Origin of the sequence: Marinobacterium profundum, assembly GCF_001528745.1 — a bacterium.
In the GTDB taxonomy this organism is placed as follows: domain Bacteria; phylum Pseudomonadota; class Gammaproteobacteria; order Pseudomonadales; family Balneatricaceae; genus Marinobacterium_A; species Marinobacterium_A profundum.
Genome location: NZ_BCNS01000139.1, coordinates 20,348 through 46,144 on the forward strand (window position 1 = coordinate 20,348; position 25,797 = coordinate 46,144).

26 protein-coding genes are annotated in these 25,797 nt (G+C 57.1%); 10 read left to right on the forward strand and 16 right to left on the reverse strand.

Annotated elements, in window-relative coordinates:
* Positions 1 to 248 precede the first annotated feature (248 nt).
* The 3 genes from MPRO_RS16115 to pyrC all read left to right on the forward strand — a co-directional run bounded on the left by MPRO_RS16115 (position 249) and on the right by pyrC (position 3,020).
* On the forward strand, positions 249 to 986 hold the full coding sequence (locus tag MPRO_RS16115; protein ID WP_067295005.1) for an FCD domain-containing protein: 738 nt from the start codon (positions 249 to 251) through the stop codon (positions 984 to 986).
* A 111-nt stretch (positions 987 to 1,097) separates the two neighbouring features.
* Positions 1,098 to 1,835, forward strand: coding sequence for a lytic transglycosylase domain-containing protein (locus MPRO_RS16120; RefSeq protein WP_067295008.1), 738 nt, complete (start codon positions 1,098 to 1,100; stop codon positions 1,833 to 1,835).
* 138 nt (positions 1,836 to 1,973) lie between these two features.
* Positions 1,974 to 3,020 (forward strand): dihydroorotase, encoded by a 1,047-nt coding sequence (gene pyrC, locus MPRO_RS16125; RefSeq protein WP_067295011.1) that lies wholly within the window; start codon positions 1,974 to 1,976, stop codon positions 3,018 to 3,020.
* A 100-nt stretch (positions 3,021 to 3,120) separates the two neighbouring features.
* Here the strand turns inward: pyrC and pbpG are convergent, their stop codons facing one another.
* The 4 genes from pbpG to MPRO_RS16145 all read right to left on the reverse strand — a co-directional run bounded on the left by pbpG (position 3,121) and on the right by MPRO_RS16145 (position 8,255).
* The gene (gene pbpG / locus MPRO_RS16130; RefSeq protein ID WP_067295127.1) at positions 3,121 to 4,035 is read right to left on the reverse strand and encodes a D-alanyl-D-alanine endopeptidase; all 915 of its coding nucleotides are present in this window, start codon (positions 4,033 to 4,035) and stop codon (positions 3,121 to 3,123) included.
* Positions 4,036 to 4,209: 174 nt separating this feature from the next.
* Positions 4,210 to 4,416 carry an AbrB/MazE/SpoVT family DNA-binding domain-containing protein gene (locus tag MPRO_RS16135; RefSeq protein WP_067295013.1) on the reverse strand — a complete coding sequence of 69 codons (207 nt, stop codon included), beginning with the start codon at positions 4,414 to 4,416 and terminating at the stop codon, positions 4,210 to 4,212.
* 217 nt (positions 4,417 to 4,633) lie between these two features.
* Positions 4,634 to 6,328 (reverse strand): diguanylate cyclase domain-containing protein, encoded by a 1,695-nt coding sequence (locus MPRO_RS16140; protein ID WP_067295016.1) that lies wholly within the window; start codon positions 6,326 to 6,328, stop codon positions 4,634 to 4,636.
* A 151-nt stretch (positions 6,329 to 6,479) separates the two neighbouring features.
* Positions 6,480 to 8,255 (reverse strand): ABC transporter transmembrane domain-containing protein, encoded by a 1,776-nt coding sequence (locus MPRO_RS16145; RefSeq protein ID WP_067295130.1) that lies wholly within the window; start codon positions 8,253 to 8,255, stop codon positions 6,480 to 6,482.
* Between the two features lie 243 nt (positions 8,256 to 8,498).
* Here MPRO_RS16145 and MPRO_RS16150 point away from each other — a divergent pair, with 243 nt between their 5' ends.
* The 3 genes from MPRO_RS16150 to MPRO_RS16160 all read left to right on the forward strand — a co-directional run bounded on the left by MPRO_RS16150 (position 8,499) and on the right by MPRO_RS16160 (position 11,146).
* Positions 8,499 to 9,470, forward strand: a complete 972-nt coding sequence (locus MPRO_RS16150) for a D-2-hydroxyacid dehydrogenase family protein (protein WP_067295019.1) — start codon at positions 8,499 to 8,501, stop codon at positions 9,468 to 9,470.
* 209 nt (positions 9,471 to 9,679) lie between these two features.
* Positions 9,680 to 10,261: a peptide-methionine (S)-S-oxide reductase MsrA gene (msrA, locus tag MPRO_RS16155; RefSeq protein WP_067295022.1), complete on the forward strand. Its 582-nt coding sequence runs from the start codon at positions 9,680 to 9,682 to the stop codon at positions 10,259 to 10,261.
* 258 nt (positions 10,262 to 10,519) lie between these two features.
* Positions 10,520 to 11,146: a glutathione S-transferase gene (locus MPRO_RS16160; RefSeq protein ID WP_067295025.1), complete on the forward strand. Its 627-nt coding sequence runs from the start codon at positions 10,520 to 10,522 to the stop codon at positions 11,144 to 11,146.
* 172 nt (positions 11,147 to 11,318) lie between these two features.
* Here the strand turns inward: MPRO_RS16160 and MPRO_RS16165 are convergent, their stop codons facing one another.
* From MPRO_RS16165 to MPRO_RS16195, 7 genes are all read right to left on the reverse strand, one after another.
* Complete coding sequence (locus MPRO_RS16165) at positions 11,319 to 12,473, reverse strand: ribosomal protein uL16 3-hydroxylase (protein WP_067295028.1); 1,155 nt, start codon at positions 12,471 to 12,473, stop codon at positions 11,319 to 11,321.
* On the reverse strand, positions 12,473 to 12,724 hold the full coding sequence (locus MPRO_RS16170; RefSeq protein ID WP_067295033.1) for a hypothetical protein: 252 nt from the start codon (positions 12,722 to 12,724) through the stop codon (positions 12,473 to 12,475). The genes MPRO_RS16165 and MPRO_RS16170 overlap by 1 nt, the downstream gene beginning before the upstream one ends.
* Positions 12,725 to 12,987: 263 nt before the next feature.
* The gene (trmJ, locus tag MPRO_RS16175; RefSeq protein WP_067295037.1) at positions 12,988 to 13,710 is read right to left on the reverse strand and encodes a tRNA (cytosine(32)/uridine(32)-2'-O)-methyltransferase TrmJ; all 723 of its coding nucleotides are present in this window, start codon (positions 13,708 to 13,710) and stop codon (positions 12,988 to 12,990) included.
* Between the two features lie 105 nt (positions 13,711 to 13,815).
* Positions 13,816 to 15,180: an adenylosuccinate lyase gene (purB, locus tag MPRO_RS16180; protein WP_067295040.1), complete on the reverse strand. Its 1,365-nt coding sequence runs from the start codon at positions 15,178 to 15,180 to the stop codon at positions 13,816 to 13,818.
* 132 nt (positions 15,181 to 15,312) lie between these two features.
* Positions 15,313 to 15,984, reverse strand: a complete 672-nt coding sequence (gene hflD, locus MPRO_RS16185; protein WP_067295043.1) for a high frequency lysogenization protein HflD — start codon at positions 15,982 to 15,984, stop codon at positions 15,313 to 15,315.
* A 9-nt stretch (positions 15,985 to 15,993) separates the two neighbouring features.
* Positions 15,994 to 17,103, reverse strand: coding sequence for a tRNA 2-thiouridine(34) synthase MnmA (gene mnmA, locus MPRO_RS16190; RefSeq protein ID WP_067295046.1), 1,110 nt, complete (start codon positions 17,101 to 17,103; stop codon positions 15,994 to 15,996).
* Entirely contained in the window at positions 17,100 to 17,573 is a 474-nt protein-coding gene (locus tag MPRO_RS16195; protein WP_067295049.1) for an NUDIX hydrolase, read from the reverse strand. The genes mnmA and MPRO_RS16195 overlap by 4 nt, the downstream gene beginning before the upstream one ends.
* An 81-nt stretch (positions 17,574 to 17,654) precedes the next feature.
* Between MPRO_RS16195 and moaE the strand changes: the two genes are divergently transcribed.
* A complete protein-coding gene (gene moaE / locus MPRO_RS16200) occupies positions 17,655 to 18,107 on the forward strand; it encodes a molybdopterin synthase catalytic subunit MoaE (protein ID WP_067295053.1) in 453 nt (150 codons plus the stop codon).
* 139 nt (positions 18,108 to 18,246) lie between these two features.
* Here the strand turns inward: moaE and MPRO_RS16205 are convergent, their stop codons facing one another.
* Positions 18,247 to 18,921 carry a pseudouridine synthase gene (locus MPRO_RS16205; RefSeq protein ID WP_067295057.1) on the reverse strand — a complete coding sequence of 225 codons (675 nt, stop codon included), beginning with the start codon at positions 18,919 to 18,921 and terminating at the stop codon, positions 18,247 to 18,249.
* A 95-nt stretch (positions 18,922 to 19,016) separates the two neighbouring features.
* On the opposite strand from MPRO_RS16205, the gene icd reads away from it, so the two are divergent.
* The gene (gene icd, locus MPRO_RS16210; protein ID WP_067295060.1) at positions 19,017 to 20,276 is read left to right on the forward strand and encodes an NADP-dependent isocitrate dehydrogenase; all 1,260 of its coding nucleotides are present in this window, start codon (positions 19,017 to 19,019) and stop codon (positions 20,274 to 20,276) included.
* 183 nt (positions 20,277 to 20,459) lie between these two features.
* Here icd and cspD read toward each other — a convergent pair whose 3' ends face one another.
* A complete protein-coding gene (cspD, locus tag MPRO_RS16215) occupies positions 20,460 to 20,672 on the reverse strand; it encodes a cold shock domain-containing protein CspD (RefSeq protein ID WP_067295063.1) in 213 nt (70 codons plus the stop codon).
* Between the two features lie 238 nt (positions 20,673 to 20,910).
* Here cspD and clpS point away from each other — a divergent pair, with 238 nt between their 5' ends.
* Both clpS and clpA read left to right on the forward strand, forming a co-directional pair.
* Positions 20,911 to 21,279, forward strand: a complete 369-nt coding sequence (clpS, locus tag MPRO_RS16220) for an ATP-dependent Clp protease adapter ClpS (protein ID WP_067295068.1) — start codon at positions 20,911 to 20,913, stop codon at positions 21,277 to 21,279.
* Positions 21,280 to 21,292: 13 nt separating this feature from the next.
* Positions 21,293 to 23,563, forward strand: coding sequence for an ATP-dependent Clp protease ATP-binding subunit ClpA (clpA, locus tag MPRO_RS16225; RefSeq protein WP_067295071.1), 2,271 nt, complete (start codon positions 21,293 to 21,295; stop codon positions 23,561 to 23,563).
* Between the two features lie 395 nt (positions 23,564 to 23,958).
* Here clpA and infA read toward each other — a convergent pair whose 3' ends face one another.
* The 3 genes from infA to aat all read right to left on the reverse strand — a co-directional run bounded on the left by infA (position 23,959) and on the right by aat (position 25,740).
* Entirely contained in the window at positions 23,959 to 24,177 is a 219-nt protein-coding gene (gene infA / locus MPRO_RS16230) for a translation initiation factor IF-1 (RefSeq protein ID WP_007019821.1), read from the reverse strand.
* Positions 24,178 to 24,318: 141 nt separating this feature from the next.
* On the reverse strand, positions 24,319 to 25,026 hold the full coding sequence (locus MPRO_RS16235; RefSeq protein WP_067295074.1) for an arginyltransferase: 708 nt from the start codon (positions 25,024 to 25,026) through the stop codon (positions 24,319 to 24,321).
* Positions 25,027 to 25,032: 6 nt separating this feature from the next.
* A complete protein-coding gene (gene aat / locus MPRO_RS16240) occupies positions 25,033 to 25,740 on the reverse strand; it encodes a leucyl/phenylalanyl-tRNA--protein transferase (protein ID WP_067295077.1) in 708 nt (235 codons plus the stop codon).
* Between the last annotated feature and the right edge of the window lie 57 nt (positions 25,741 to 25,797).

Here is a 25,797-nt window from a genome sequence, read left to right on the forward strand (position 1 = left end):
GTGGACAATCATGCGCTCGAACGGCTTTGCACTGGGTTGTTGCACGAGCGGTAGTCGGTTTACTTGGTGTGAGTAGCGTTTAACGTCTGGTGATATTGAACCAATTGTCGCTAATAGGCAATCTAATAGCTCAAATTGGTGTGCCAATTTGATCGTGATTGCTAAATCTCTGCGCCCTTGGTGGAGCGCCATAGAGTATCCCTGTGCTAGGATGTCATACCAATTCGCCCTTATTGAAGTTAGATACCATGGCTGAGCGACTCTACCGGGACATCGGTGAGCACATTAAAGAAGAGATCCGGGTGCAGGGCTTGAAAGTCGGGGGCAAGTTGCCGACTGAGCGCGTCTATGCGGAGCAGTTTGGCGTCAGCCGTACAGTGGTGCGCGAAGCCTTTATCATGCTGGAAATCGAAGAGCTGATAGAGGTGCGCAAGGGGTCCGGCAGTTACCTGATCAAGCTGCCAGCCGATGGCCGCCTGGTCAGGAGTCATGCCGAGGATATTGGGCCTTTTGAGCTGCTGCAGGCGCGTCAGGTGCTTGAAAGTGCGATTGCCGCCTGCGCCGCCCAGGTAGTAACCAAGCACGATATCCAGCTGATGCAGGAGACCCTGGATCTGGAAGGCGCAGAACTGGAGTCGATTGAAAAAAGTGATGCTGCAGATCGGGAGTTTCATCTGTTGATAGCCCGGGCCACGCAGAACAGCCTGTTGCTGGAGACCTGTACCCAGCTGTGGGATATGCGTGAGCGCAGCCCTATGTGGAAGACGCTGCATGCCAGAATTCAGGATAGGTCCTACCGCGGTGACTGGCTTGCTGATCATCGGGAAGTACTGGCGCAGCTGCGCAGGCGTAATGCCGAGGGTGCACGTCAGGCCATGTGGCAGCATCTGGAAAATGTCAAGGTAACGCTGTTTGCGTTGTCCAATACTGAGGATCCGGACTTCGACGGTTTCCTGTTCACCAGCCTCGGTGCCGGGCCACTATAACGAGCCCTGCAGGGCAGTGCGGCTGATGATGGCCGCTCATGCCGACAGGTACTGCATTAAGTTAATGATCTAAAAGCTTGAAATTTTCTCCTGATAGCTGACACTCAGCTAATGACTTTCAATCGCCGCATCACCAGAACCCTAGTGACCCTGCTGCTGGCTGCCTCGCCACTGCTGTGGGTCGGTTCTGCCCAGGCTGATAGCCTGCGCAAGATCGTGCATCCGGATGGACGTATCGAGTACACCAATGTGGGCGGACCTGGGAAAGGGGACAAGGTGCTGGGGGGTAGCCGCGGGCAGAAAATCTACAAGTACCGCGCACCCTCAGGCGTCTTGAGCTTTACCGATCAGAAACCGAAAAATCAGGCTTACGAAATCGTCAAAATCCAGTGCTATGCCTGCAATCCGGTGTCGTCGGTGAACTGGCGCAATACGCCGCTGAACCTTACGGCCTATGCCCAGCTGGTGCGCAAGGCCGCCGCCGAACATCAGGTGGACCCTGCGCTGGTGCGGGCCTTGATACATGCCGAGTCAGCCTTTAATCCCGCAGCGATCTCCCATATGGGGGCCCAGGGCTTGATGCAGTTGATGCCGGCGACCGCGGCCTCCCTTGGGGTTGAAAATGCCTTTGATGCCGAGCAAAACATTGATGGCGGTGTAAAGCATCTGGCCGGTTTGCTGAATACATTTAAGGGTAATGCCCGCCTTGCCGTGGCGGCCTATAACGCCGGTGCAGGTGCCGTGCGCAAATATGGCGGAGTGCCACCCTACGCCGAAACCCAGGTTTATGTGGAGCGAGTAGCGATTCTGCGTCAGCGCTACAAGGAAAGGGTGAATCTTTCGCCCTGAATGCATATGCCAACTCCCGGCCCTGTGCAGAGTTAAGCGTTTTTGACTGGCCGTGGCCCCTCCTTGGTTGTACCCTTAGCGCCGGTTACGCGGGGACGCTGTTGATCCTCGCAGAATTTTTCAGGGGAGTTTGTGACGATGTCAAACCAACTGCGTATCCGTTATCCGGATGACTGGCACCTGCATGTGCGTGATGGTGAAGTACTGCAAAAAGTATTGCCTGAAACCACGCGCTGGTTTCGCCGTGCCATCATCATGCCCAATCTGAAGCATCCGGTCATCACCACCGCCCAGGCGATCGATTATCGTGCGCAGATTGAAGCGTCCTGCCCGGCAACGGATCCCTTTACGCCGCTGATGACGCTTTATCTGACTGAAAAGACAGATCCTGCGGATGTGCGCCAGGGCTTTGCCGCAGGTCACATAGTTGCCGCCAAGCTCTATCCTGCCGGTGCCACCACCAATTCGGCAGCGGGTGTCAAAAATGTCGAAGCGGTGTACGACGTGCTGGCAGTGATGGAAGAAATTGGCATGCCACTGCTGGTGCACGGCGAAGTGGTTGATGCCGATATCGACATCTTTGACCGTGAGGCGGTCTTTATCGAGCGCACACTGGGCCCGGTGCGCAGCCGCTTTCCAGCGCTCAAAATTGTGCTGGAGCATGTCACTACCAGTCACGGCATTGATTTCGTGAAGTCCTGCGCGGACAACACCGCCGCGACTATTACCCCGCACCATCTGGTGATTAACCGTAACGCCATGCTGGTAGGGGGCATCAAGCCGCACTACTATTGCCTGCCGGTTGCCAAACGCGAAAGCCATCGCCTGGCGCTGCGCGCTGCGGCCACGTCCGGTGATCATCGTTTCTTCCTCGGGACAGACTCTGCGCCGCACCTGCGTTCGGCCAAGGAAAGCGCCTGCGGTTGCGCCGGTATTTTCAACGTTTCGGTGTGTCTGGAAACACTCGCTACGGTGTTTGAGCAGGAAAGCGCGCTCGACAAGCTCGAGGCCTTCACCTCGCTCAACGGCCCGGCATTCTATGGGCTGGAGCCAAACAGTGATTATCTGTTGCTGGAGAAAACCACAGAGGCACAGCCACTGCCGGCCAATGTTGAGGCCCAGGGCGAGTCAATCCTGGTGTTTGATCCGGGCTTTGCGCTGCACTGGCGGGTGCGGGCGGAGTAATCCCCCCGTTATCTGAACACACTAATGCCGGCTTAAACGCCGGCATTTCTGAATCTGTAGATCGGCAGGGGCCCGTTGCTCGCAGGCCGCACCGTTTGCCTTAGCGTTTTTGCAGCGCGGCGTTACGGGTGCGCTCATAGTCGCGGGCGGCGCCTGCGATAGTGCCACTGTCACCGGTCTGAATCCATTTGCGGATACGGTTGGCGTCGCCTGTGGGGGTACGCTTGCCGAAAGAGTCCAGCATGACCATCACCACTTCGCGGTTGTCAATTTTGGCCAGCATGACCAGGCAGCGGCCGGCATCGTCAAGGTAGCCGGTCTTGCTCAGGCGAATATCCCAGCTGCCGCCACGTACAAGGGCGTTGGTGTTGGTGTAGGCCAGACGATAACGCGGGCTTTCAAAGTTGGCGGTAAACACCTTGGTGGTGGAGTAGTCTCGAATCTCTGAGTACTTGGCGGCCGCAGCCACCATGCGGGTCAGGTCAGCAGCGGTGGATACGTTGCTGGACGACAGACCGCTGGAATCAACGAAGCGGGTATGCTTCATGCCCAGCAGTTTGGCCTTGATATTCATTGCTTTGACGAAGGCCTTGAAACCACCGGGATAATTGGTGGCCAGCGCGGTTGCCGCCAGATTTTCCGAGGACATCAGCATAATGCGGATGGCATCGGCGCGGCTGAGTTCCGACTGGGTGCGAATGCGTGAATAGTAGTTGTGGGCCAGGGTACGGTCGTTACGGGTGAAGGTAATGTTTTCCTTCATCGACTGCTTAGAGTCGAGGATGACCATGGCCGTCATGAGTTTGGTGATGGAGGCAATGGGCACAGGTACATCGGCGTTTTTGTCGTACAGGCGTTTACCGCTTTTTAGATCGACAATGGACGCGCTGGCTGAAGCCAGGTGGATTTTCGCGTTTTGCTCGGCCGCGCCCGGTGTTTTGGCGGCGGGTTCGCTATGGGCAAAAGACAAAGATGAAGCTAGTACCAATAACAGCGATGCAGATAGTTTTTTCATTATATTCACGGCGATGACGATGGAATTAATAACAAATACAGATACATAAGGCACAGCATCATACAGTAGCCATTTTGATTCCGCATCGCGTGTGCTGGCTTCTTCAGATGAAAATTTTCATTGTCATGCGCCTTTCAAGGCCCACAGCAGTGCAGGACCCCAGACGCCTGAACGTCAGGCGTCTTCTTCGTGCATCATGCCCTCGACCAGTTCCATCTCTTCGACAAAGTTCTCGTCGTGCCGTGCCAGTCGATAGCTGCCGTTAAGCATGTTTACCAGATAAACCGTATCGCCTTCGCGGGCGTCCAGTGCCTGTATTACAGTGCTGGGCAATTCCACGCCAAGTCCTTCACCTATTTTGCGCACTTTGAGCTCAATCATGCTGATTCTCCGGTAGCAGTTTCAATAGCGGTGACCGCAAGGGTACCGCCATGGCCCGTATCGGTAGGACACGGGGGCTGTTGAAACAAGATTATTGGTTAAGTGTAATGGCAATGACGCGAGGTGGCGTTATGCCTGAAAAATATTCGTGCGCAAGAGCCAATGCAGCTGCGCAGTTGAGGATGCCAAACGCTTTGGACCTCATTCGGCGTCAGACTTAGTACAGGCGCAGCTGGTTACGACCGGCTTCTTTGGCGTCATAGAGCGCGCAGTCGGCGCGTCGCAGCAGGGTTTCGAGTGTATCGCCGGGCAGGCAGAGGCAGGCGCCGGCACTGATGCCAAGCGCAATGGCGTCAGTTGAATCGCCCGCTGGCAGCGGATTCTGTGCCACGCTGCTGCATAGGCGCTGGCCTAGGGACTCGAGGAGCTGCACGTTGCAATCCTGCAGCAGGATCAGGAATTCATCACCGCCCCAGCGTGCCGCGCCGTCGTGGCTGCGGATCTGGGCGCGAATTAACTGGGCAATATGCTTGAGGGCGGCATCCCCCTGGGTATGGCCGTGCTGATCGTTGATATCCTTGAAGTGATCCAGATCGAGCCAGATAATGCCAAGGGACAGGTGGTTGCGTTGGCAGTGTGCCATCTCTTCCTGTATTTGTTCGGTCATGCCACGGCGATTGAGCAGTTCTGTCAGTGGGTCGGTGCGGGTGAGCGTTTCGAGGGCTTCGGTACGCTGTTGCACCTTGTGTTCCAGGCCCTGTCGGGACTCCAGCACGGATTCAGCCATGCGCTGGAACTGGATCACCAGGCGACCGATTTCATTGCGTTGCGCCTTTGGCAGTGACTGCGCATTGAAGTCACCACGCTGGACACCATCGATGGCCTGCTCAAGTTGACGCAGTGGGCGCAGAACAAGGTGCCCAAGTACCAGATTAAAGCTGAGCATGACGAGCAGTAACGTAATGCTGCAAATCAGCAGTATGCCGCTAAAACTGCTCAGCGGCAGCAGGGATTCGAAATCCAGCAGGGTAATTTCGTACCAGTCAATTTCCGGTATATAGGCAACGCCGGCCAGGTAGCGTTTACCGTTAAGATGGACAAAACGTGTGGTGACATCTGCGTCGGACCTGGCCAGCTCCGCCATGGCCGCCTTGATGTTGAGCACATCAGCGGGGTCGTCCAGCAGGCGTTCGAGGGTGTTGGCTGGGGTACCCGGATTGGAAATGGAGCCGTAGTCGATCAGGCTGGGGTCACTGTAGAGCTGGATGGCGCCGCGATGATCGACAAACAGGCTGGTAACATCCTGACCGCTGTCCTGCAGCACCTGGTCGATAAAACCGTCGAGTTCCATGCCGGTGCCGATCACGCCCAGAATCTTGTCGCCGTCGCGCAGTAGTACATCTATCCAGAGTTTGGTGACGCCAAGATCGACATCGGGGTTGACGTTCAGGTGCACGGTGCGCTGCTGATCAATGACATCATAGAACCAGCGATCCTTCGCTTTTTCCGGGTCCAGGGTGTAGCGCAGTTGCTGCCCGGCGTATTCGTTGGTCGCATTGTTGTGGTAGTAGTGGCCAGATTGCTGCAGGGCGACGAAGTAGCTGTTGTCAGTAAAGTTGAGGCGGTAGCTTTCCATCTCTTCGATAGCCCGGTTGAGCAACTGCGGGTCATCCGGGTTATTGGCCCAGTCGATGATATGGGAAGAGCTTGCGAACTGGCGCGAGAGCGCCATTTCTCGCAGGATGGGCTGCAGGGCCCTGGCCTTGTCGTAGAGGACCTGCTTTTCCGCGTAGCGCACGGCCCACTGGTCGATAATTTCTTCAGCCTGCTGTCGGGCCGAATACCAGATGGCAACGCTGGAAATAACGATCAGGGTAGCGCTAAACAACAGAAACCGTGGTTTTAAATTCATGGTTCGACTAGGCATTCCATTCGGGCGTGCAACCATCGAGAGTAACATGATTGAGACTGGGTACAATGCTGCCAAAGTCTGCGTGGCGCAATGAACCGGGTAATTGGCGTAGCGAGCGCTGCAATCCGGGTTTGATCGACGGCAGCTGGCATCAAGCCTGGGTATCGAATTGCAGCTTGGCAAGCTGTGCATAGAGACTGCAGGTCTGTATCAGTTCCTGATGGGTGCCCTGGGCAACCAGGCGGCCATGGTCCAGCACTGCGATGCGATCGGCCGACTGCACCGTCGCCAGACGGTGCGCGATCACCAGGGTGGTGCGTCCGCGCATCAGGCTTTCGAGTGCCAGCTGCACGGCGCGTTCGCTCCTGGCATCCAGTGCGCTGGTGGCTTCGTCCAGCAACAGGATAGGTGCATCGGTCAGGATGGCGCGGGCAATGGTCAAGCGCTGCTTTTGCCCGCCGGACAGGCCGCTGCCGGCATCCCCCAGGCGGGTCTGATAGCCCTGGGGCAGGGCGCAGATGAAGTCGTGGGCATGGGCGGCACGGGCTGCAGTTTCCACTTCCTGCTGGCTCGCATCAGGCTTGCCGTAACGTAAATTGTCATCGATGGTGCCGAAAAACAGCGCCGGTGTCTGGGACACCAGGGCGAAGCAGCGTCGCAGGTCGACCGGATCAAGCCTGCGGATATCAATGCCATCAACGCTAATATGGCCTTCACTGCAGTCGAAAAAACGCAGCAGCAGGTCGATGATGGTCGATTTTCCAGCCCCTGAGGGCCCCACCAGTGCCAGGGTTGTACCGGGTTCAATACGCAGGTTGATGGCGTCCAGGGCCGGGGTATCGGGGCGCCCGGGATAGATAAAGCCCGTGTTGTGCAGCTCTATGGTGCCGCTGATGTGCGCGGGGAGTCGCTGCAGACCCTGCGGCGGCGCTGTAATTTCATTATTGCTGGCCAGCAGTTCGACGATGCGCTCGGCGGCGCCTGCGGCCCGCTGCAGATCGCCGATGACTTCACTCACTGAGCCCACTGCCGCACCCACAATAACGCTGTAGAATACGAAAGCCGCGAGCTCTCCTGCGCTGATGCGCCCAGCTATTACATCCAGCCCGCCGACCCAAAGCATCAGCCCGACGGCGCCGAGCACCAGTACTATAACGATGCTGATCAGCAGGCCACGCTGTACGGCCCTTTGGCGTGCGACAGCAAAAGCCTGCTCCACTACGGTGGCGAAGCGTGCCTTGTCCAGCGACTGGTGATTGTAGGCCTGCACGGTCTTGATCTGCCCCAGCACTTCGCCAACATAGACGCCTACATCGGCAATGCTGTCCTGGCTGCGCCGGGACAGGCCGCGCACGCGTCGGCCAAACAGAATAATAGGCGCCACCACCAGCGGTACGCACAGCAGTACCAACGCGCTGAGCTTGGGGTTGGTGACAAAGAGCCAGACGGTGCCGCCGAGCATCATGATCAGGTTGCGCAGCGCCACCGACACCGATGAGCCGATCACTGCCTGCAGCAAGGTGGTATCGGCGGTGAGGCGTGATTGTATTTCGAGCCCGCGATTGCTATCGAAAAAACCGGGGTGCAGATCGATCAGGTGATTAAAGACCTGGCTGCGAATATCCGCCACCACGCGCTCGCCAAGCCAGGTGACCCAGAAGTAGCGCGCAAAGGTACCCAGCGCCAGGGCGACGACCAGCAGCAGAAATAGCTGCACATAGTGGCGCAGCTGAGCGGTGGAACCGGTACTAAAACCCTGGTCAATGATCAGTCGTACGCCCTGGCCGATCGATAGAGTAATGGTGGCGGTAAACAGCAGGGCGCCCAGGGCATAGGCAATCTGGCGTTTATAGGGGCGCAGATATTTCAAAATGCCCATGAGTGACGCGCGCGGGATGGGGGTCTTGCGGTGGCTGTCACCGGTCATGGGCGTATCTTCCTGATAGGAACGTAGTCTGCTGCTGAGCATTAAGCCGCCCGTCAATCCTGCGATACAACACCCCATGATGTCCATGAGTGCTTGCAGGCGCTTGAGTGCAGCGCGCCCCTGGCGTGCCTCGAAACATCGCTATAAAGTGTCTCTGTGCCCCGTCTGTCGCCAAGGCTCAGCGGCCTGCCGGCTGACTACTGATCTATTGCGCAAAAGCCGATTCTGCCTCAGGAGACTATCGTGAAAGTTGTGATACCGGATGATTATCAGCATGTGGTGCAGGGTTTGGAGTGCTTTTCCCGCCTGCGGGATTTCGAGGTTGAGGTTTACCACGACTCGGCTGCCAGCCTGGATACACTGGTGGAACGCTTTGCGTCTGCCGATGCGCTGGTGCTGACCCGTGAGCGCAGCTGTATTGATGACGCGCTACTGGCCAGGCTGCCGCACCTTAAACTGATTAGCCAGACCGGCAAGGTTGCTGCGCATATTGATGTTGCGGCCTGCCATCGCCGGGGGGTGGCCATTGCCGAAGGTACGGGGTCGCCGGTGGCGCCAGCAGAGCTCAGCTGGACGCTGATCATGGCGGCGATGCGCGGCCTGGTGCCGGCTATTAATGGGATGCAGCAGGGGCGCTGGCAGGTGAATATTGGCGACTGTCTGGCCGGCAAGACGCTGGGCATCTGGGGTTTTGGCAAGATTGGCCGTCGTCTGGCGCGCTATGCCGAGGCTTTTGATATGAAAGTGCTGGTGTGGGGGCGTGAGAATTCGCGTCGGGCCGCTGCTGAAATGGGTCTGGGTGTGGCTGCAAGCAAGGATGAGTTTTTTGTTCGCAGCGATGTGTTGAGCCTGCATTTGCGCCTGAATGCCGAGACTCGCGGCCTTGTGCACTATGAGGATCTGATTTGCATGAAGGCCGATGCGCTCTTTGTGAATACCAGCAGGGCGGAACTGGTGCAGGACGGCGCCCTGCAACGGGCGCTGCAGTTCGGTCGCCCAGGCCGGGCGGCGCTGGATGTGTATGACCAGGAGCCGGTTGTCGATGCGGATTACTGGGCGCTAAAAATGGACAACGTACTCTGCAGTCCCCACCTGGGATATGTGGAACGCGCAGGTTATGAAATGTATTTCGGTCAGGCGTTTGATAATCTGGTAGCCTTTTTTGGCGGTCGACCGGTGAACATTCTTGCGCCGCCGGCCGGTGAGAGCGGTTAGATCCCGCACCCTTTGCAACTTCGCGGGTATCCCGGTTCTGAGCTGTGCAGGTGGCATGCTGTAACTCTGTATTTATACCGTTATCTTTCGATCCCTGTACTTGGGATTCTCTACGCCCATCGGGTATCAGTCAGCGTTGGGCTGAACGGGATTCCCGTGGCGCAGTCTCATTGCTAAGCTTCAGTCTGAGATTAACCGAGGTAGAACCCATGAAAACTCACGCAATCGCAACTTTGGCGCTGCTGGGGGCACTGCAGCCTGCAGTGGTGCTGGCCGACAAGGCCATTTTCGCCGGGGGCTGCTTCTGGTGCATGGAGCAGGCGTTTCAGCCCCAGGAAGGGGTAACGGATGTGGTCTCCGGCTTTACCGGCGGTACTTTGGAAAATCCGGTGTATGACGGTAATCACGAAGGCCACTACGAGGCGATTGAAATTACCTACGACTCCAAGGTGATCAGCTACCAGCAGTTGCTGGATCTTTACTGGGTGAACGTCGATCCCTTCGATAGCCGGGGGCAGTTCTGTGACAAGGGGCCCAGTTACCTGAGCGCCATCTTTGTGCTGGATGACAGTCAGCGCGCCCTGGCAGAGGCATCACGCCAGCAGGTTGTGAAGGAGTTTGCCGACAGCACTGTGGTCACACCGGTGCTGGATGCCACGCGTTTCTATCCAGTGGTGGAAGGCCACCAGGATTACTACATCAAGAATCCTATCCGCTACCGCTACTACAAAACCGCCTGCAGGCGCGTTTCGCGACTGGAGGAAATCTGGGGTGAAAGGGCGGCACACTGAGTCATTGGGCGGCCGTGGAGCTCAGCGCCAAGGGGGTTTAGGAAGCCGATAAGAACCTTGAGCGGGTGCGGCCTTTCGGGGCTGTTGCCGGCGTGCGAGGCAAGCGTTACTCATTGCAGGTGCCGAAAAGCTGCATGATCTGTTCAGCAAGATTGAAGAGAGCTGAGAGACCGCTTTGATGCAGGGATGCCTTGTTCATCCCCCGGCTGCCAGAGTATTCTGCCAGCTTAGAATCTATGGATGGTTACGGGACTCACTATGCAACTTTACTATTCGGCGGCATCTCCCTTTGTGCGCAAGGTGCTGGTAACGGCCCATGAGCTGGGTTCGGCTGATCAGCTCGAACTATTGAATGCGGCGGCCAATCCGGTAGACCCCAATCTGACGATCGCGGCCTTCAATCCACTGGGGCAGGTCCCTACGTTGATAACCGATACAGGCGAAGTGCTCTGTGACAGTCGGGTCATATGTGAATACCTTGACAGCCAGGCCGGTGGCACGCTGTTTCCCCAGGGCGAGGCGCGCTGGGCGGCGCTGGTACTGCAGTCCCATGCTGATGGCTTGCTGGATGCGGCCCTGTTGGCGCGTTACGAGCGCATTACCCGGCCAGAAGTTCTGCAATGGGATGAGTGGGAAGCGGGTCAGATGGGAAAGATTAGTCGCACGCTGGATCTGCTGGAGCGCGATATCGCGCTAATCGAAGGTGCGAGTGGGCCCGCTGAACAGCGGCTCGATATGGGTACCATCGCGCTTGGATGTGCACTGGGATACCTGAGCTTTCGTTTTCCTGATTTCAACTGGCGCGAAGACCGTATAGGCCTTACTGCCTGGTTCGAGCGCTTCAGTCAGCGTCCGTCCATGCTGCAAACGGCGCCCAAGGGCTGAACAGCTGCTGCACGCTAAAACAACAAAGGCTGCCGAGGCAGCCTTTGTTGTGGAGTGGAGTTGTCAAGGGCAGCCGCTTTGAATATGAGGCGCCGGGCTCTAAACTCTTCCTAGCCCCTAGCCCCTAGCCCCTAGCCCCTAGCCCCTTACTTCTAGCTTCTAACCCCTGCTATCAGCCCTGATCGTCAGCGTAGAAGATGCCCTGGTTGATCAGCTGGGTCAGTAGTTCCAGCGCAGCGTCTATGTCCTCGCCCAGTTCCAGGCCGCCGCTGTTGCAAATGCCGCTGAAGAGCGGTTCCTGTGCTTCGGTGCCGGCATAACGGATTCCATCGGCAAAGAGTTCACAGCCGTTGCTGCTGCGCCGCCAGGCCAGGCGGGCGCCTTCGGTGCGGCTCAGGGTGCCGCCGGATTCCAGATAGGTACGCAGGTTTGCAGCGCTGACGGGCTCTTCGGGTTGCTGATCCAGATCCGGATACTTGGGCTCTGTCATGCAGCGGCCAAACCATTCGCCCAGCAGGGCATCGTCATTAATGTACTGGTTAAGGATGCCGCGCACCCGTGCCAGGGCATCGTCTCCAATCTGAGTGCTGTTGGCTTGTGGCTTCAGGTCGGGATCGCTGTAACGCAGTTCGTTGCTCAGGCGCTCACCGACAAAGTCAGTGAAGTTGCGCATGATTTCGCCATGGGAGGGCGCACGAAAGCCCACCGAGTAGGTCATGCAGCCATCACCCACGGCGATGCCGCTGTGCCCAAGGCGCGGCGGTACATAAAGCATGTCACCGGGCTCCAGAACCCAGCTTTGCTCGGCCTCCCATTCCGGCAGGATCATCACCGGGGCATCGCTGCGTTTGGGCGAGTCTGAGTTAAATTCACCGCCGACTTCCCAGCGCCGCTGGCCTGCGGCCTGTATCAGGAATACATCGTAGTTGTCATAGTGCGGCCCGACACCGCCGCCATCCACGGCGTAGCTGACCATCAGGTCATCCAGGCGCCAGCGCGGGATAAAGTCGAACTGTGCCATCAGTTCAGCCGCTTCAGGTACCCAGTGATCCACGGCCTGAACCAGCAGGGTCCAGTGGGACGGGGGCAGCTGGCCGAAATATTCTTCCTCGAACGGCCCTTGCTGCAGTTCCCAGTGATCACTGGCGGGATCCTGCAGCACTATGCGCGCTTCCACGTCCTCTTCGCAGGCCAGGCCTGCCAGGTCGTCGGCTTCGATGACCGGTTCCAGATCGGGAAAGGCCTGGCGGATCAGCAGCGGCTTTTTCTGCCAGTATTCTGCCAGAAAGCGTTCGGGGGTCAGGTCGCCCAGGTTAAGTATGTTCATCAGCGCTGTAGCAGCTCCTTTAATTCATCGACGGCGCCTTCAAGTTCAGCCATGATCTTGCGCTGATCCTTGGCTGCGATGGCCGCGACGCGGTTGTTGCCCACCAGGGTAACGCAGTGGCTGATGGTGCCCACGCAGCGTTCGATACCGGCGAGATTGAGTTGATAGTTCTGGGTACGTTCGGCCAGGTCGTGGATGCCGTTGCGTAACTCATCGGCCTGGCTCATCAGTGTCTTGATTTGGTTGTTCATGGTTCGTATCCCGGCAATGTTATCGGACAAATGTATACAGCTTGCATGCGTAGCAGCGAAGGCTGAGTAAAGCCCGCGCCACGGTTATCAAGACTAGCCCGCGGTGCCTTGTCGGGACAACAGCCCGACGGGTTGCGATGGCTGTTTTTCTGTCAGCTGTTTACTTTTTATGCTTGCCGAGCACTTCTGCCACCGATGTTGCAGAGGATGGCGCGCAGCCTGCCGGGGTTTGTGTCTTTCAGAGAGAATGACATCGATGTGATTTACTTCCTCTGCTTATCAAGGACTTCTTCCACTGAAGCCAGAATCCCCCGCAGCATGCCCAACTCACTCCGTTCCGGGCGACTGCGGTTGAAAAAACGGTGCAGTTTGTCGAGCACGCGGCCTTCGTGCTGCGGGATGATGAAATGAGTCATGCGCAGCACGCGCTCCAGGTGCTCGTAGAACAGCGCCATCTCACTCTGGCGCGGATAGGGGGCGCTTTCCTGCTTCGCGGCGGGCTGCTCGTGGGCCATCCAGACTTCATAGCTCAGTAGCTGGATCGCCTGGGCTACGTTGAGGACCGGGTATTCCGGGTTGGCCGGAATATAGACATGGAAGTTGCAGCGCTTGAGCTCATCGTTATGCAGCCCCATGGTTTCACGGCCGAAGACGATGGCGATTTCGCCGTCACCGGATTCCGCTGCGCATTTGATACCGCATTCACGGGCATCAAGCTGGGGCAGGTCAAAGGTGCGATTGCGCGCGCTGGTGCCTATCACCAGCTGACAGTCGGCGATGGCTTCATCGAGGCTGCCAACCACCCGGGCGCCATCCAGTACATCCTTGGCGCCGGCGGCACGGGAATCGGCATCGGGGTGAGGATACTCACGGGGTTCCACCAGCCACAGTTGCGTTAGCCCCATGTTTTTCATGGCGCGTGCAGCAGCGCCTATGTTGCCAGGGTGATAGGTGTTGATCAGTACAATGCGGATATTCTTCAGCATGGGAGTTCCGAAGGCAGTTCGGGTTATGCGTCTCTTGGCCTGGCTCAGACTGCGGCCACCATTAAAAACGGGGCCCAAGGGCCCCGTTTAACCAGCCCGAATCAATCAGATTGATTCGGCCTGTGCCACAGCATTACCGATGTAATTCTGTGGTGTAAGCGCCTTGAGGGATGCCTTGGCGTCGTCCGGCATATCCAGAGTGTCGATAAAGTTCTGGATGGTCTCGCGGTTCATGGTGTGACCGCGGGTCAGTGCCTTGAGCTTTTCGTATGGCTCTTCGATGCCATAGCGGCGCATCACGGTCTGAATCGGTTCGGCCAGAACTTCCCAGGCGTTCTCGAGGTCTGCATCCATGCGCGCGGCGTTCAGTTCCAGCTTGCTGATGCCCTTGAGGGCCGACTGGTAGGCAATCAGGCTGTGGCCAAAGCCCACTCCCAGGTTGCGCAGTACTGTTGAGTCGGTCAGGTCGCGCTGCCAGCGGGAGATCGGCAATTTGGCGGCCAGATGCTGCATGATGGCGTTGGCGATGCCGAGGTTGCCTTCGGAGTTTTCGAAGTCAATCGGGTTCACCTTGTGCGGCATGGTGGACGAGCCCACTTCGCCGGCAATGGTGCGCTGCTTGAAGTAACCCAGGGAAATGTAGCCCCAGACATCGCGATCGAAGTCGATCAGGATAGTGTTGAAGCGGCAGATCGCATCAAACAGCTCGGCGATGTAATCGTGCGGCTCGATCTGAGTGGTGTAGGGGTTCCAGTCAAGGCCCAGGCTGGTGACGAAAGTCTCGGCGTAGGCCTGCCAGTCGACATCGGGGTAAGCGGAGATGTGGGCATTGTAGTTGCCGACAGCGCCGTTGACCTTGCCGAGGAATTCCATCTGCTCCAGCTGCTTTAGCTGGCGCTGCAAACGGTGCGCCACGTTGGCCATTTCCTTGCCCAGGGTAGTGGGCGAGGCAGTCTGGCCGTGGGTACGGGACAGCATCGGCTGGGCGGCAAAATCGTGCGCCAGGGTGGCGATGGCATCTTTCACCTGCTGCATCTGATCCTGCATCACGGCCAGGCCGTTTTTCAGCATCAGTGCGTGGGACAGGTTGTTGATGTCCTCGGAGGTGCAGGCAAAGTGCACGAATTCGCTGATCTTGGCCAGTTCGTCGTTGCTGCCGAATTTTTCCTTGATGAAATATTCAACGGCTTTGACGTCGTGGTTAGTGGTGCGCTCGATGTCCTTGACGCGCTGGGCATCGGCTTCGCTGAATTCGCTGACGATAGCGTTCAGCTGGGCGTCTGTGGCAGCGCTAAACGGCTGCACCTCGACGATGCCAGGGTGGTTTGCCAGCTGTTGTAGCCAGCGGATCTCCACTTCGACACGAAAACGGACCAGGCCGAATTCGCTGAAAAAGGCGCGCAGGTCAGCAGTTTTGCTGCCGTAGCGGCCGTCGATGGGGGAAATGGCGGTAAGGGCAGAGAGCTCCATGAAACGTCTCGCTGTGACTGTAGGGTTAAAAAAGTGGGCGCATTATACCGGAAATGCAGCGCCCGCGTATGACTTATGCGCAGATCTGCAGACGAGTCACCCCGGTGAGGTGTATCAGCCTGCAGGTTCGCCTTACTGCGGCGCCTGCAGGCGCTGCAGTGAGGGCCGTACCCGGTGCTTGAAAAACAGCAGCTGCCAGCGGCGCCCGCCGACCTGTTGCCAGAGCATGGCGGCGCGAATTCCGGCCAGCAGCAGGGCGCGGATCTTGGCGGCGTTGTCGGCATTTTGCAGATGGCGCGGATCGCCACCCACGTTTATGCGAAAGCTGAAGGTGCTGATCGTTTCCTGATACAGGCTGGCGATATTGGCCACCACGTTGGTGTGGGTGAACACCGCCGGGTTGTCCATTAGATCGCCATCCTGGCCATTGAAATACTGCGCCTGCTGGCGAATCTGATCGATACGCTTGCCGAGGGTTGCGAGCATTTCCTTGTTGGATACGAGCTTTGCCTGCAGCGTGATCATGCTGAGCACATAGTTGATCAGGTTGCGATTCTGATCGCCCCGGCGCTTGTCGATAAAATCGCCCAGGGTTTTCAGGCCCAGGTGCAGGTTGTGGGGCAGGTCGTGGGCACCGCCGTAAATGTCTTCGGTGCAGCCGGGCTCGGTAACGAAAATGCTGTAAAGGCAGGCTTCAAAGCTGTTTTGCGGAATCATGCCGCGGGTTGCGATCTGATCCACCAGGGTGGCGGCCTGGCACATGGCGGCCAGGGCAATGGCCTGTTGATCCTGTTGGCGTGACATCTTAAGCGCTTACTCCGAACCGGTTTTACCCGTGGTTTCAATTACCCCGCCACCCAGGCAGGTCTCTGCGTCGTAGAACACTACGGACTGGCCGGGTGTGACGGCGCGCTGGGGCTGATCAAAACGCACCCTGTAGCCGCCATCCGTGTCTGCGTCGATCAAACAGTCCTGGTCGGCCTGGCGATAGCGCACCTTGGCCTTGCAACGATGGGGCAGGGGCGGGCACTGGCCGTTGATCCAGAAAATGTCGCTGGCCGTGAGCCAGTCGCTGAACAGCAGATCGTTCTGTTTGCCCTGGACGGCGACAAGCACGTTGCGATCCAGGTCCTTAAAGGCGGCAAACCAGGGTTCTTCCGGATGGTTTTTCAAACCGCCGATACGCAGGCCCTGACGCTGGCCCAGGGTGTAGTACATCAGGCCGCTGTGCTGGCCTATGACCTCGCCGTCCGGGGTTTCGATATCGCCGGGCTGGGCGGGCAGGTACTGCTTGAGAAAATCCGCAAAGCGCCGTTCGCCGATAAAGCAGATACCCGTGCTGTCTTTCTTGGCATGGGTCGCCAGATCGTGTTCTTCGGCGATGCGGCGTACTTCGGGCTTTTCGAGCTCGCCCACCGGGAACAGGGTCTTGGCCAGTTCAGCTTCGCCGACCTGGTGCAGGAAATAGCTCTGATCCTTGTTGTTGTCCAGTCCCTTCTGCAGGCGGGTGTGGCCGTCCTGATCCTGGCGGCGCACATAGTGGCCGGTGGCAATAAGGTCGGCCCCCAGCTCACGGGCGTAATCGAGAAAGGCGCGGAACTTGATTTCCCGATTGCACAGAATGTCGGGATTGGGCGTGCGACCCGCGCGGTATTCATCCAGGAAGTGCTCGAATACGTTATCCCAGTACTCGGCGGCAAAGTTGGCCTGATGCAGCTTTATCCCCAAGCGGTCGCAGACGGCTTGGGCGTCGGCGAGGTCCGCCAGCGCAGTACAGTATTCGGTGCCGTCGTCTTCGTCCCAGTTCTTCATGAACAGGCCCTCGACCTGATACCCCTGTTGCATGAGCAAAAGGGCTGAAACTGAGGAATCGACGCCGCCGGACATGCCGACGATTACTTTAGTGTGGGTGTGTTCGCTCATGGTGATGTCGGATCGGATCTCAGGGCAGAATGTTCTGTCACAAATTCAAGCGGATAACGCCGTCCCGCCAGATAGTCGTCAATGCATTGCAATACCAGCGGGCTGCGCAGCTGATCGCGGCGTTCATGCAGCTGGTCGCGGCTGAACCAGTGGGCGGCAATGATATCATCGTCCAGCTTGTAGTCTTGCTCGCACACAAGCGTTGTGGCGACAAAACAGAAGCGGTAATAGGTTACTCCGTTGGACGGCGCCTTGTAGGTATAGAGCCCAACCAGAGAATCGGGGCGTACCTGCCAACCGGTTTCTTCCAGGGTTTCACGCACGGCGGCCTCCACCAGGGTTTCGTCTTCCTCGACGTGGCCTGCGGGCTGATTAAACACTCGCCGGCCGTCGGAGTCTTCCTCAACCATAAGGAAACGACCATCCCGTTCGATGATGGTGGCGACGGTTGCGTGGGGCGTCCAGCACATCGGTTTTATATCCGCCAATTCAAGGGGTGCACAAGATAGCATTAATGCTATGATTTTTCCCGCCCGCAACAGGAGTCATGCATGAGTGATTTTATCAGTATTCAAACCGAGGACTTTGATATTGCCGGTCTGCACGCGCAGCTGCGTTCCGAGGATGCCAGTTGTGGCGCTATAGTCACCTTCACCGGCATTGTGCGCGAGCTTGAAGGCGCCGAACGGCTGCGGGGCATTTTCCTGGAGCATTACCCCGGTATGACGGAAAAGGCGCTGGCTAAAATTGTCGCCCAGGCTAGAGCGCGCTGGCCGCTGGGGCAGGTCTGCGTGATTCACCGCGTTGGTGAGCTGCTGGGTAACGATAATATCGTCTATGTTGGTGTTGCCTCACGCCATCGGGTGGCGGCGTTCGAGGCGGCACAGTTCATCATGGATTACCTTAAGCGCGATGCGCCTTTCTGGAAAAAGGAACTGTTGGGCGATGATGCGCGCTGGGTTGAGCAAAAGGGCACTGACCTGGATGCGGCGGAGAAATGGTGAGAGGCTAGAAGCTAGAAGCTAGAGGAAAGGGGCTAGAAGCTAGAGGAAAGGGGCTCTTGCATCTAGATCTAGATCTAGATGCAAGAGCCCCATGCGGTCGCCGGGGCTCTAAGGGCTCCATTGAGCGTCTGGTGCTGGTCTAGCGCCGCTTGGGTGTTTTTCGGCTGGTGGTTGTTTTTCCTCTGCTTTTTCCATTCGCGGGTTTCTTGCCGGGGCGTTTTTGTTCGCCGCCAGGCGCGCGAACTGTGGCATTGCTGTTGCTCTTTACGGCTGGCAGGGCTGCAATGCTGCGGTACTCTCCAGGCTTAAGGCCCTCCACTGACCAGCGGCCTATGGCGGTGCGTATCAGGCGCAGGGTCGGAAAGCCGACGGCCGCGGTCATGCGTCTGACCTGGCGATTTTTCCCTTCGGTAATGCGCAGTTCTATCCAGCTGGTGGCGATCTCTGCCCGTTGGCGGATCGGCGGATGGCGTTGCCACAATTTGGGGTCTTCAACGCGCTCGGCCTTGGCTGGAGCTGTGAAACCGTCCTTGAGCTCTACGCCCTTGCGCAGGGCCGCCAGCGCCGCTTCAGTGACCTCACCCTCGACCTGGGCCAGATAGGTCTTCTCCATTTTATGGCGCGGGTGACTCAGCTGATGCTGCAGGGCGCCGTCGTCCGTCAGCAGCAACAGGCCTTCGGAGTCATAGTCGAGCCGTCCGGCGGCATAGACGTCTTTCTGGCGAATAAAGTTGGCCAGCGTCTTGCGACCCTGATCATCGGTGAACTGGGTTAGTACCTGGAAAGGCTTGTTGAACAGGATCAGCTGGGACATGGGACCTGAAGGGCTATAGTGCGATAGCGGCAGAATTGCCTTTGTGTATACTCAGTCGGGCGATACTACTACGAATGTATTCACTGGAGTAGAGAATGGGATATCAGAAAATTCAGGTGCCAACCATAGGCGAAAAGATCACGCTCAATGCCGACTTTTCCCTGAATGTCCCCAACAACCCCATCATCCCCTATATCGAAGGCGACGGTATCGGTGTTGACGTTACCCCGCCGATGATAAAGGTGGTGGATGCTGCCGTCGACAAGGCGTACGGCGGTCAGCGCAAAATTTCATGGATGGAGGTCTATGCCGGCGAGAAAGCGACGCAAATCTACGATCAGGATACCTGGCTGCCGGAAGAAACCCTGGCCGCGTTCAAGGAATTTGTGGTGGGCATCAAGGGCCCGCTGACCACGCCTGTGGGTGGCGGCATTCGCTCGCTGAATGTGGCGCTGCGCCAGGAGCTGGATCTGTATGTCTGTCAGCGCCCGGTACGCTGGTTTGAAGGGGTGCCCAGTCCTTTGAAAAATCCGCAGGATGTGGACATGGTGATCTACCGTGAAAACTCCGAAGACATCTACGCCGGCGTGGAATGGAAGGCGGGTTCGCCGGAAGCCGACAAGGTCATTCGCTTTCTCAAAGAGGAAATGGGCGTTACCAAGATCCGTTTTGACGAGAATTGCGGTATCGGCATCAAGCCGGTGTCCCGCCAGGGCACACGGCGGCTGATACGTCAGGCGCTGCAGTACGCGGTAGATAACGATCGTGCCTCTGTGACTCTGGTCCACAAGGGCAATATCATGAAGTTCACCGAGGGCGCCTTCAAGGATTGGGGTTACGAGCTGGCTCAGGAGGAGTTCGGTGCTACTTTGCTCGACGGCGGCCCCTGGATGAGTTTCAAGAGTCCAAAATCTGGTAAGCAAATCGTAGTGAAGGATGTTATTGCCGACGCCATGCTGCAGCAGATATTGCTGCGTCCGGCCGAATACGATGTGGTGGCCACGCTGAATCTCAACGGTGACTATATTTCCGATGCGCTGGCCGCGGAGGTGGGGGGGATCGGTATCGCGCCTGGGGCCAACCTGTCCGACGAAGTGGCGATTTTTGAAGCCACCCACGGCACGGCGCCCAAGTATGCCGGCAAGGATCAGGTTAATCCGGGCTCCCTGATACTGTCGGCTGAAATGATGTTGCGCCACATGGGCTGGCTTGAGGCCGCGGATCTTATCCTCAAGGGTGTCGATGGCGCCATTGCTGCCAAGACGGTTACCTATGACTTTGAACGTCAAATGGAGGGTGCCACCTTGCTGAAAAGCTCCGAATTTGGCGATGCCATCATTGCTAGAATGCAGTGAGGCGGTGATGCAGGCTGTTAGGTCAGCATTAGGTAAGTGGTAAAAACACCTGCTAAAAACCAGTCGCCGGACTGGTTTTTAGCTGTCTGTAGCTGAATTTGAGGCTGAAACACCAAAACCCGCGGGCAGGTCTGGCTGCGTCGCGGGTTCAGTTCAATCAGTCAGTGGCAGTATGGGTGTGGGTCAGTTCGTGCCTATGGGCTTGATATTGACAGCATGGGTGCCCTTGGGGCCTGGCTGGGTTTCGAACTCGACCAGTTGTCCTGCCTTGAGGCTGCGATAGCCGTCTGACTGGATCGCCGAGTAATGGGCGAACAAGTCCTCGTTGTGGTCATCCGAAAGAATAAATCCATACCCTTTCGCGTTGTTAAACCACTTTACTTTCCCTGTCTGCATGCGCGAATTCCCCTAATTGACTGCCCTGAGCGCTTGTCTGCAGGAAACAAGCCTCAACTCCCAGACGCTGACTTGCTACAATGGTGAAGCGACCCGTGGGTGACTTCTTTACATTGAGGCAGGTACTGCTGATACTGGATCCCTCCTGCGTCACGGCAGTATAGCACCGGCTATCCGGGACGCTAATTGTCAGTCCCCAATTTCATCTACTGACCAAAGTAAAGGCTAACATTCAGGCATGAGCAGTTTCGTATCCGTCAGGCTTTCGTCTGATAATGACAATGATGGGCATGATGAGCAGCATGGCGATCATAATTCCGGGCTGGCCACTGAAGAGGCCAAGCCAAAGTTGAAGCGCCCGCCGATGTACCGGGTGGTTCTTATGAACGATGATTACACGCCCATGGATTTTGTGATCGAGGTGTTGATGATTTTTTTCGCGCTGGATCAGGAAAAGGCGACACAGATCATGTTGGCCGTCCATACTCAGGGTAAAGGCGTTTGTGGTATCTACACACGCGATGTGGCTGAAACTAAAGCCGCGCAAGTGAATCAATATTCAAGGGAAAATAAACATCCCTTGATGTGTGAAGTCGAAAGCGTCTGATCAGGAGTCCGCCATGCTTAACAGAGAGTTGGAAGAGACCCTCAGCGCAGCCTTCCGGGTAGCCCGGGACAAGCGGCATGAGTTCATGACGGTCGAGCATTTGTTGCTCGCGTTGCTAGATAACCGCGAAGCCCAGGGGGTACTGAACGCCTGTGGCGCTGATATCGCAAAATTGCGGCAGTCGCTGACCATCTTTATAGACGAGACAACACCGCTGTTGCCGGAGAATATTCCCAACATGGAAACCCAGCCCACGCTTGGTTTTCAGCGTGTACTGCAGCGTGCGGTGTTTCATGTGCAGTCGTCCGGGCGCCACGAAGTGACCGGTGCCAATGTGCTGGTGGCGATCTTCAGTGAGCAGGAGAGTCAGGCTGTTTTCGTTCTGCAGCAGCAGGGCGTAGAACGCATTGATGCGGTCAATTACATCTCCCACGGCATTTCCCGGGTTTCGGATCATGAAACCCCTGATCATGAGGTCTCGGTTGATTCCGAGGCGGGTGATGACAAGGACAAGAGTGCGTTGTCCAAGTATGCCGTCAATCTCAATGTTCTGGCGCAGCAGGGGCGTATAGACCCGCTGGTGGGCCGGGATGCGGAAGTTGAACGCGTCATTCAGATTCTTTCGCGCAGGCGCAAGAATAATCCGCTGCTGGTCGGTGAGGCCGGGGTCGGCAAGACCGCCATTGCGGAAGGTCTGGCCAAGCTCATTGTCGAGGGGCAGGTGCCCTCGGTGATTGCCGAAAGCGTGGTGTACTCGCTGGATTTGGGTGCGCTGCTGGCAGGTACCAAGTATCGCGGTGACTTCGAGAAGCGTCTCAAAACGCTGCTGGGCGAGATTCGCAGCCAGGAACACTCGATACTCTTTATCGACGAAATTCACACCATCATTGGTGCAGGCGCTGCCTCCGGGGGCTCCATGGATGCCTCCAATCTGCTCAAGCCCATGCTCAGCTCGGGCGAAATACGCTGTATTGGCTCGACGACCTATCAGGAATTCCGCGGCATTTTCGAGAAAGATCGTGCCCTGGCGCGTCGCTTCCAGAAGATCGACGTGCTTGAGCCCAGCGTACTTGATACCTACCAGATTCTGAAAGGACTGAAGAATCGCTTCGAGCAGCACCATCAGCTCAAATACACCGATGCGGCCTTGCGTGCAGCCTCTGAGCTGGCGGATCGCTACATCAACGATAAACATATGCCTGACAAGGCCATTGATGTTATCGACGAAGCCGGGGCCTATCAGCGCCTGATGCCGGAGGAAACCCGCAAGTTGCTGATAGACGTGCCTGAAGTGGAAATCGTGGTGGCCAAGATCGCGCGTATCCCGCCGAAAAGCGTGTCCGCATCTGACAAGGATCTGCTCAAAAAACTCGACTCCAATCTGAAAATGGTGGTGCTGGGTCAGGAGCAGGCGATCGATACGCTGTCGTCTGCGATCAAGCTGTCGCGCGCTGGCCTAAAAGAGGCCAACAAGCCGGTGGGTTGTTTCCTGTTTGCGGGCCCCACGGGCGTCGGCAAGACCGAGGTAACCTCGCAGCTGGCGCGGATTCTCGGTATTGAGCTGGTGCGCTTTGATATGTCCGAGTACATGGAGCGTCATACTGTATCGCGTCTGATCGGTGCACCTCCAGGTTACGTCGGCTACGATCAGGGCGGATTGTTGACAGAAGCTGTAACCAAGTCACCGCACTGCGTGCTCTTGCTCGATGAAATCGAGAAGGCGCACCCTGAGGTGTTCAACCTGCTGTTGCAGGTGATGGATAACGGTACTCTGACCGACAATAACGGCCGCAAGGCGGACTTCCGCAACGTGATTATGGTGATGACCACCAATGCCGGTGCCGAGGCGATGAGTCGGCCGTCCATTGGCTTCACACATCAGAATCATGCCAGCGATGGCATGGCGGCGATCATTCGCATGTTCTCGCCGGAATTCCGTAACCGCCTGGATGGCATCATCCAGTTCAAGTCACTGTCGCCGGATATTATCCGTGGCGTGGTCGACAAGTTCCTCACCGAGTTGCAGGCGCAGCTGGATGAGAAAAAGGTCGTGCTGCATGTGGATGATTCTGCCTGCACCTGGCTGGCGGAGAAGGGCTACGATGACACTATGGGTGCCCGGCCAATGAAGCGCCTGATTCAGGAACAGCTGAAAAAACCGCTGGCAGAGATGATTCTGTTCGGCGAACTGGCTGAGGAGGGGGGTACCGTGGAGATCAGTGTCGGTGACGATGGTGGTCTGGCGTTGCATGTAGTATCAGAGCAGCCAGAAGGCTGTCACTGATCTGATTTGACTGCAGCGGCTGGCTATTCTGGTCAGTCGCTGCTTTTGTGCTTTTCTTCCATCCGTATTCTGTCCCGACTGCTCTCTAAAGCGCTCCATTCAGAGTGCTCTTGCGCTTGACTGCGTTATTTTGCCTGTGGCGCCCCGTCGTACTGTATTGCGAAGCCTGAATGCGTCGCTTTTTACGCTTTGTTGCATGGGCGCATTAGTGCTTTCGAAAAACGACACAACCTATGGGGCACGGCTGAAGCGTGTGCATGGCAGTATCTGGTAGTCGTCAGGGGGCGAGGAATTTAACGCAGGAGTTCTTCGGAGAGGAGTCGCTCAGCACAGTGACAGCGAAGATGCTGCCACTGAAGCTGATAAAGCGGAAGAGAGCTGGGTAAGGCGTGCAATCAGCGGGCGCGGTAGACGATGCGACCTTTGCTCAGGTCGTAAGGCGTCAGTTCTACTTTGACTTTATCGCCGGTCAGAATGCGGATGTAGTTCTTGCGCATTTTGCCGGAAATGTGTGCTGTTACAACGTGACCGTTCTCGAGTTCTACGCGAAACATGGTGTTCGGCAGCGTATCGATGACGGTGCCTTCCATTTCAATGCTATCTTCTTTGGCCATTCAGTACCTACCTTGTTAAGGCTGTTGCTAACCCAGTCTTCCACGCTGATTTAATACGAATATTATCAGCGCTTCCCAGTGAAGCGCAGTATTCTGCCTTAAAAGCGGTGTTATATCAAAGAGATTCGCGTGCTGAGTTGATTAACGCAATGCACTCCAGTGTCCGTCGAGCAGTAATTGCAGCGGGCGGAAGCTAATCTTGTAGCTCATTTTATGGCATTGCTTCACCCAGTAGCCCAGATACAGGTAGGGCAGGCCCAGTTGGCGCGTCTGTTCTATCTGCGTCAGGATGCAGTAGGTGCCCAGGCTGCGCTTGGGTAGATCGGGGTCGAAGAAGGTGTATATGGCTGAAAGTCCCAGAGTGAGCTGATCGGTCACCGCAACGGCGAGCAGTTGATCATTCAGGCGTACTTCGAAGAAAAAGCTGCTGTCGTGGCCCTCCACCAGGAATGCCCGAAACTGTTCAATCGACGGCGGATACATGTCGCCGTCGGCGTGACGCGAATTGATATAGCGCGCGTAGAGGGCGTAATGCTCATCGGTCATGACCGGTGCCACGCGATTACAGGACAGGTCCCGGTTGCGATTCAGTACGCGCTTCTGGCTTTTGCTCGGGCGGCAGTTGACCACCGGGATGCGGACTGAGACACAGGCCTGGCAGCCTTCGCAGTGGGGGCGGTAAATATGCTTGCCGCTGCGGCGAAATCCGAGTTCAGACAGCTGGCTATAGGCGTCCGTACTGATGAGGGCCTGGGGGTCCACAAAAAGGGTGCGGGCCATGCGTCCGGGAATATAGCTGCACTCGTGTTCCGGCGTGGAGTAGAAGTGCAGCTGTCGCAGGGTAGTCACGGAGTCTTAGCCTCCAAATACGCTGGCATCGATATCGAATTTCCAGCTCGGACTGCAGGGAGTGTCGACAATTCGATCCAGTTCACGAAGAAAGGTTTCCCGTGTGATCTCTTCGGCTCCCAGAGTGACGAGATGCGGGTTGTGAACCTGACAATCAATTAAAGGATAGCCCCAGATTTTAAGTTGTTCGACCAGCCAGGCGAAAGCAATTTTAGAGGCATCAGTGCGGCGGCTGAACATGGATTCGCCAAAAAACATGCGCCCTGAAGCAATACCGTAAAGCCCTCCCGTCAATTCACCATCCTGCCAGACTTCCACTGAGTGTGCATGCCCCTTGTGGTGCAATTGGCGGTAGGCCGCGTGCATTTCCGGGCTGATCCAGGTGCCACTACTGCCAGCTCTGGGGGCTGCGCAGCCATCCATGACGGCGCCGAAGGCCTGATCAAAGGTTACCTGATAGTCGGAGCGTCTGAGGCGTTTGCGCAGGCTGCGGGAGATATGCAAGCGGTCGCTGTAGATAACGCAGCGCGGATCCGGGCTCCACCACAGAATAGGCTCTCCGGGGTTGTACCAGGGGAAGATACCATTGCGGTAGGCGTTGAGTATGCGCTCAGGGCTAAGGTCACCACCGGCTGCGAGCAGGCCGTTAGGGTCTTTGAGTGCCCGGGAGTTGGGGGGGAATTCGTGGGTGGTGCGAGAAAGCCAGGAAATCATCGAGGGTTCCCCGAGTGTCAGTCAGTGGGCAGGCCGCAGGGCCTGCCCGGGTATTGC

Bases quoted from the DNA above. Each gene is read 5' to 3' on its own strand.
- MPRO_RS16115 (WP_067295005.1), top strand. From the start codon at position 249: ATGGCTGAGCGACTCTACCGGGACATCGGTGAGCACATTAAAGAAGAG.
- MPRO_RS16160 (WP_067295025.1), top strand. From the start codon at position 10,520: ATGCAACTTTACTATTCGGCGGCATCTCCCTTTGTGCGCAAGGTGCTG.
- clpS (WP_067295068.1), top strand. From the start codon at position 20,911: ATGAGCAGTTTCGTATCCGTCAGGCTTTCGTCTGATAATGACAATGAT.
- cspD (WP_067295063.1), bottom strand. From the start codon at position 20,672: ATGCAGACAGGGAAAGTAAAGTGGTTTAACAACGCGAAAGGGTATGGA.
- purB (WP_067295040.1), bottom strand. From the start codon at position 15,180: ATGGAGCTCTCTGCCCTTACCGCCATTTCCCCCATCGACGGCCGCTAC.
- pbpG (WP_067295127.1), bottom strand. From the start codon at position 4,035: ATGAAAAAACTATCTGCATCGCTGTTATTGGTACTAGCTTCATCTTTG.
- clpA (WP_067295071.1), top strand. From the start codon at position 21,293: ATGCTTAACAGAGAGTTGGAAGAGACCCTCAGCGCAGCCTTCCGGGTA.
- pyrC (WP_067295011.1), top strand. From the start codon at position 1,974: ATGTCAAACCAACTGCGTATCCGTTATCCGGATGACTGGCACCTGCAT.
- MPRO_RS16135 (WP_067295013.1), bottom strand. From the start codon at position 4,416: ATGATTGAGCTCAAAGTGCGCAAAATAGGTGAAGGACTTGGCGTGGAA.
- MPRO_RS16170 (WP_067295033.1), bottom strand. From the start codon at position 12,724: ATGAACAACCAAATCAAGACACTGATGAGCCAGGCCGATGAGTTACGC.
- MPRO_RS16120 (WP_067295008.1), top strand. From the start codon at position 1,098: ATGACTTTCAATCGCCGCATCACCAGAACCCTAGTGACCCTGCTGCTG.
- aat (WP_067295077.1), bottom strand. From the start codon at position 25,740: ATGATTTCCTGGCTTTCTCGCACCACCCACGAATTCCCCCCCAACTCC.
- msrA (WP_067295022.1), top strand. From the start codon at position 9,680: ATGAAAACTCACGCAATCGCAACTTTGGCGCTGCTGGGGGCACTGCAG.
- MPRO_RS16205 (WP_067295057.1), bottom strand. From the start codon at position 18,921: ATGTCCCAGCTGATCCTGTTCAACAAGCCTTTCCAGGTACTAACCCAG.
- MPRO_RS16140 (WP_067295016.1), bottom strand. From the start codon at position 6,328: ATGAATTTAAAACCACGGTTTCTGTTGTTTAGCGCTACCCTGATCGTT.
- MPRO_RS16165 (WP_067295028.1), bottom strand. From the start codon at position 12,473: ATGAACATACTTAACCTGGGCGACCTGACCCCCGAACGCTTTCTGGCA.
- mnmA (WP_067295046.1), bottom strand. From the start codon at position 17,103: ATGAGCGAACACACCCACACTAAAGTAATCGTCGGCATGTCCGGCGGC.
- MPRO_RS16145 (WP_067295130.1), bottom strand. From the start codon at position 8,255: ATGACCGGTGACAGCCACCGCAAGACCCCCATCCCGCGCGCGTCACTC.
- hflD (WP_067295043.1), bottom strand. From the start codon at position 15,984: ATGTCACGCCAACAGGATCAACAGGCCATTGCCCTGGCCGCCATGTGC.
- infA (WP_007019821.1), bottom strand. From the start codon at position 24,177: ATGGCCAAAGAAGATAGCATTGAAATGGAAGGCACCGTCATCGATACG.
- moaE (WP_067295053.1), top strand. From the start codon at position 17,655: ATGAGTGATTTTATCAGTATTCAAACCGAGGACTTTGATATTGCCGGT.
- trmJ (WP_067295037.1), bottom strand. From the start codon at position 13,710: ATGCTGAAGAATATCCGCATTGTACTGATCAACACCTATCACCCTGGC.
- icd (WP_067295060.1), top strand. From the start codon at position 19,017: ATGGGATATCAGAAAATTCAGGTGCCAACCATAGGCGAAAAGATCACG.
- MPRO_RS16195 (WP_067295049.1), bottom strand. From the start codon at position 17,573: ATGTGCTGGACGCCCCACGCAACCGTCGCCACCATCATCGAACGGGAT.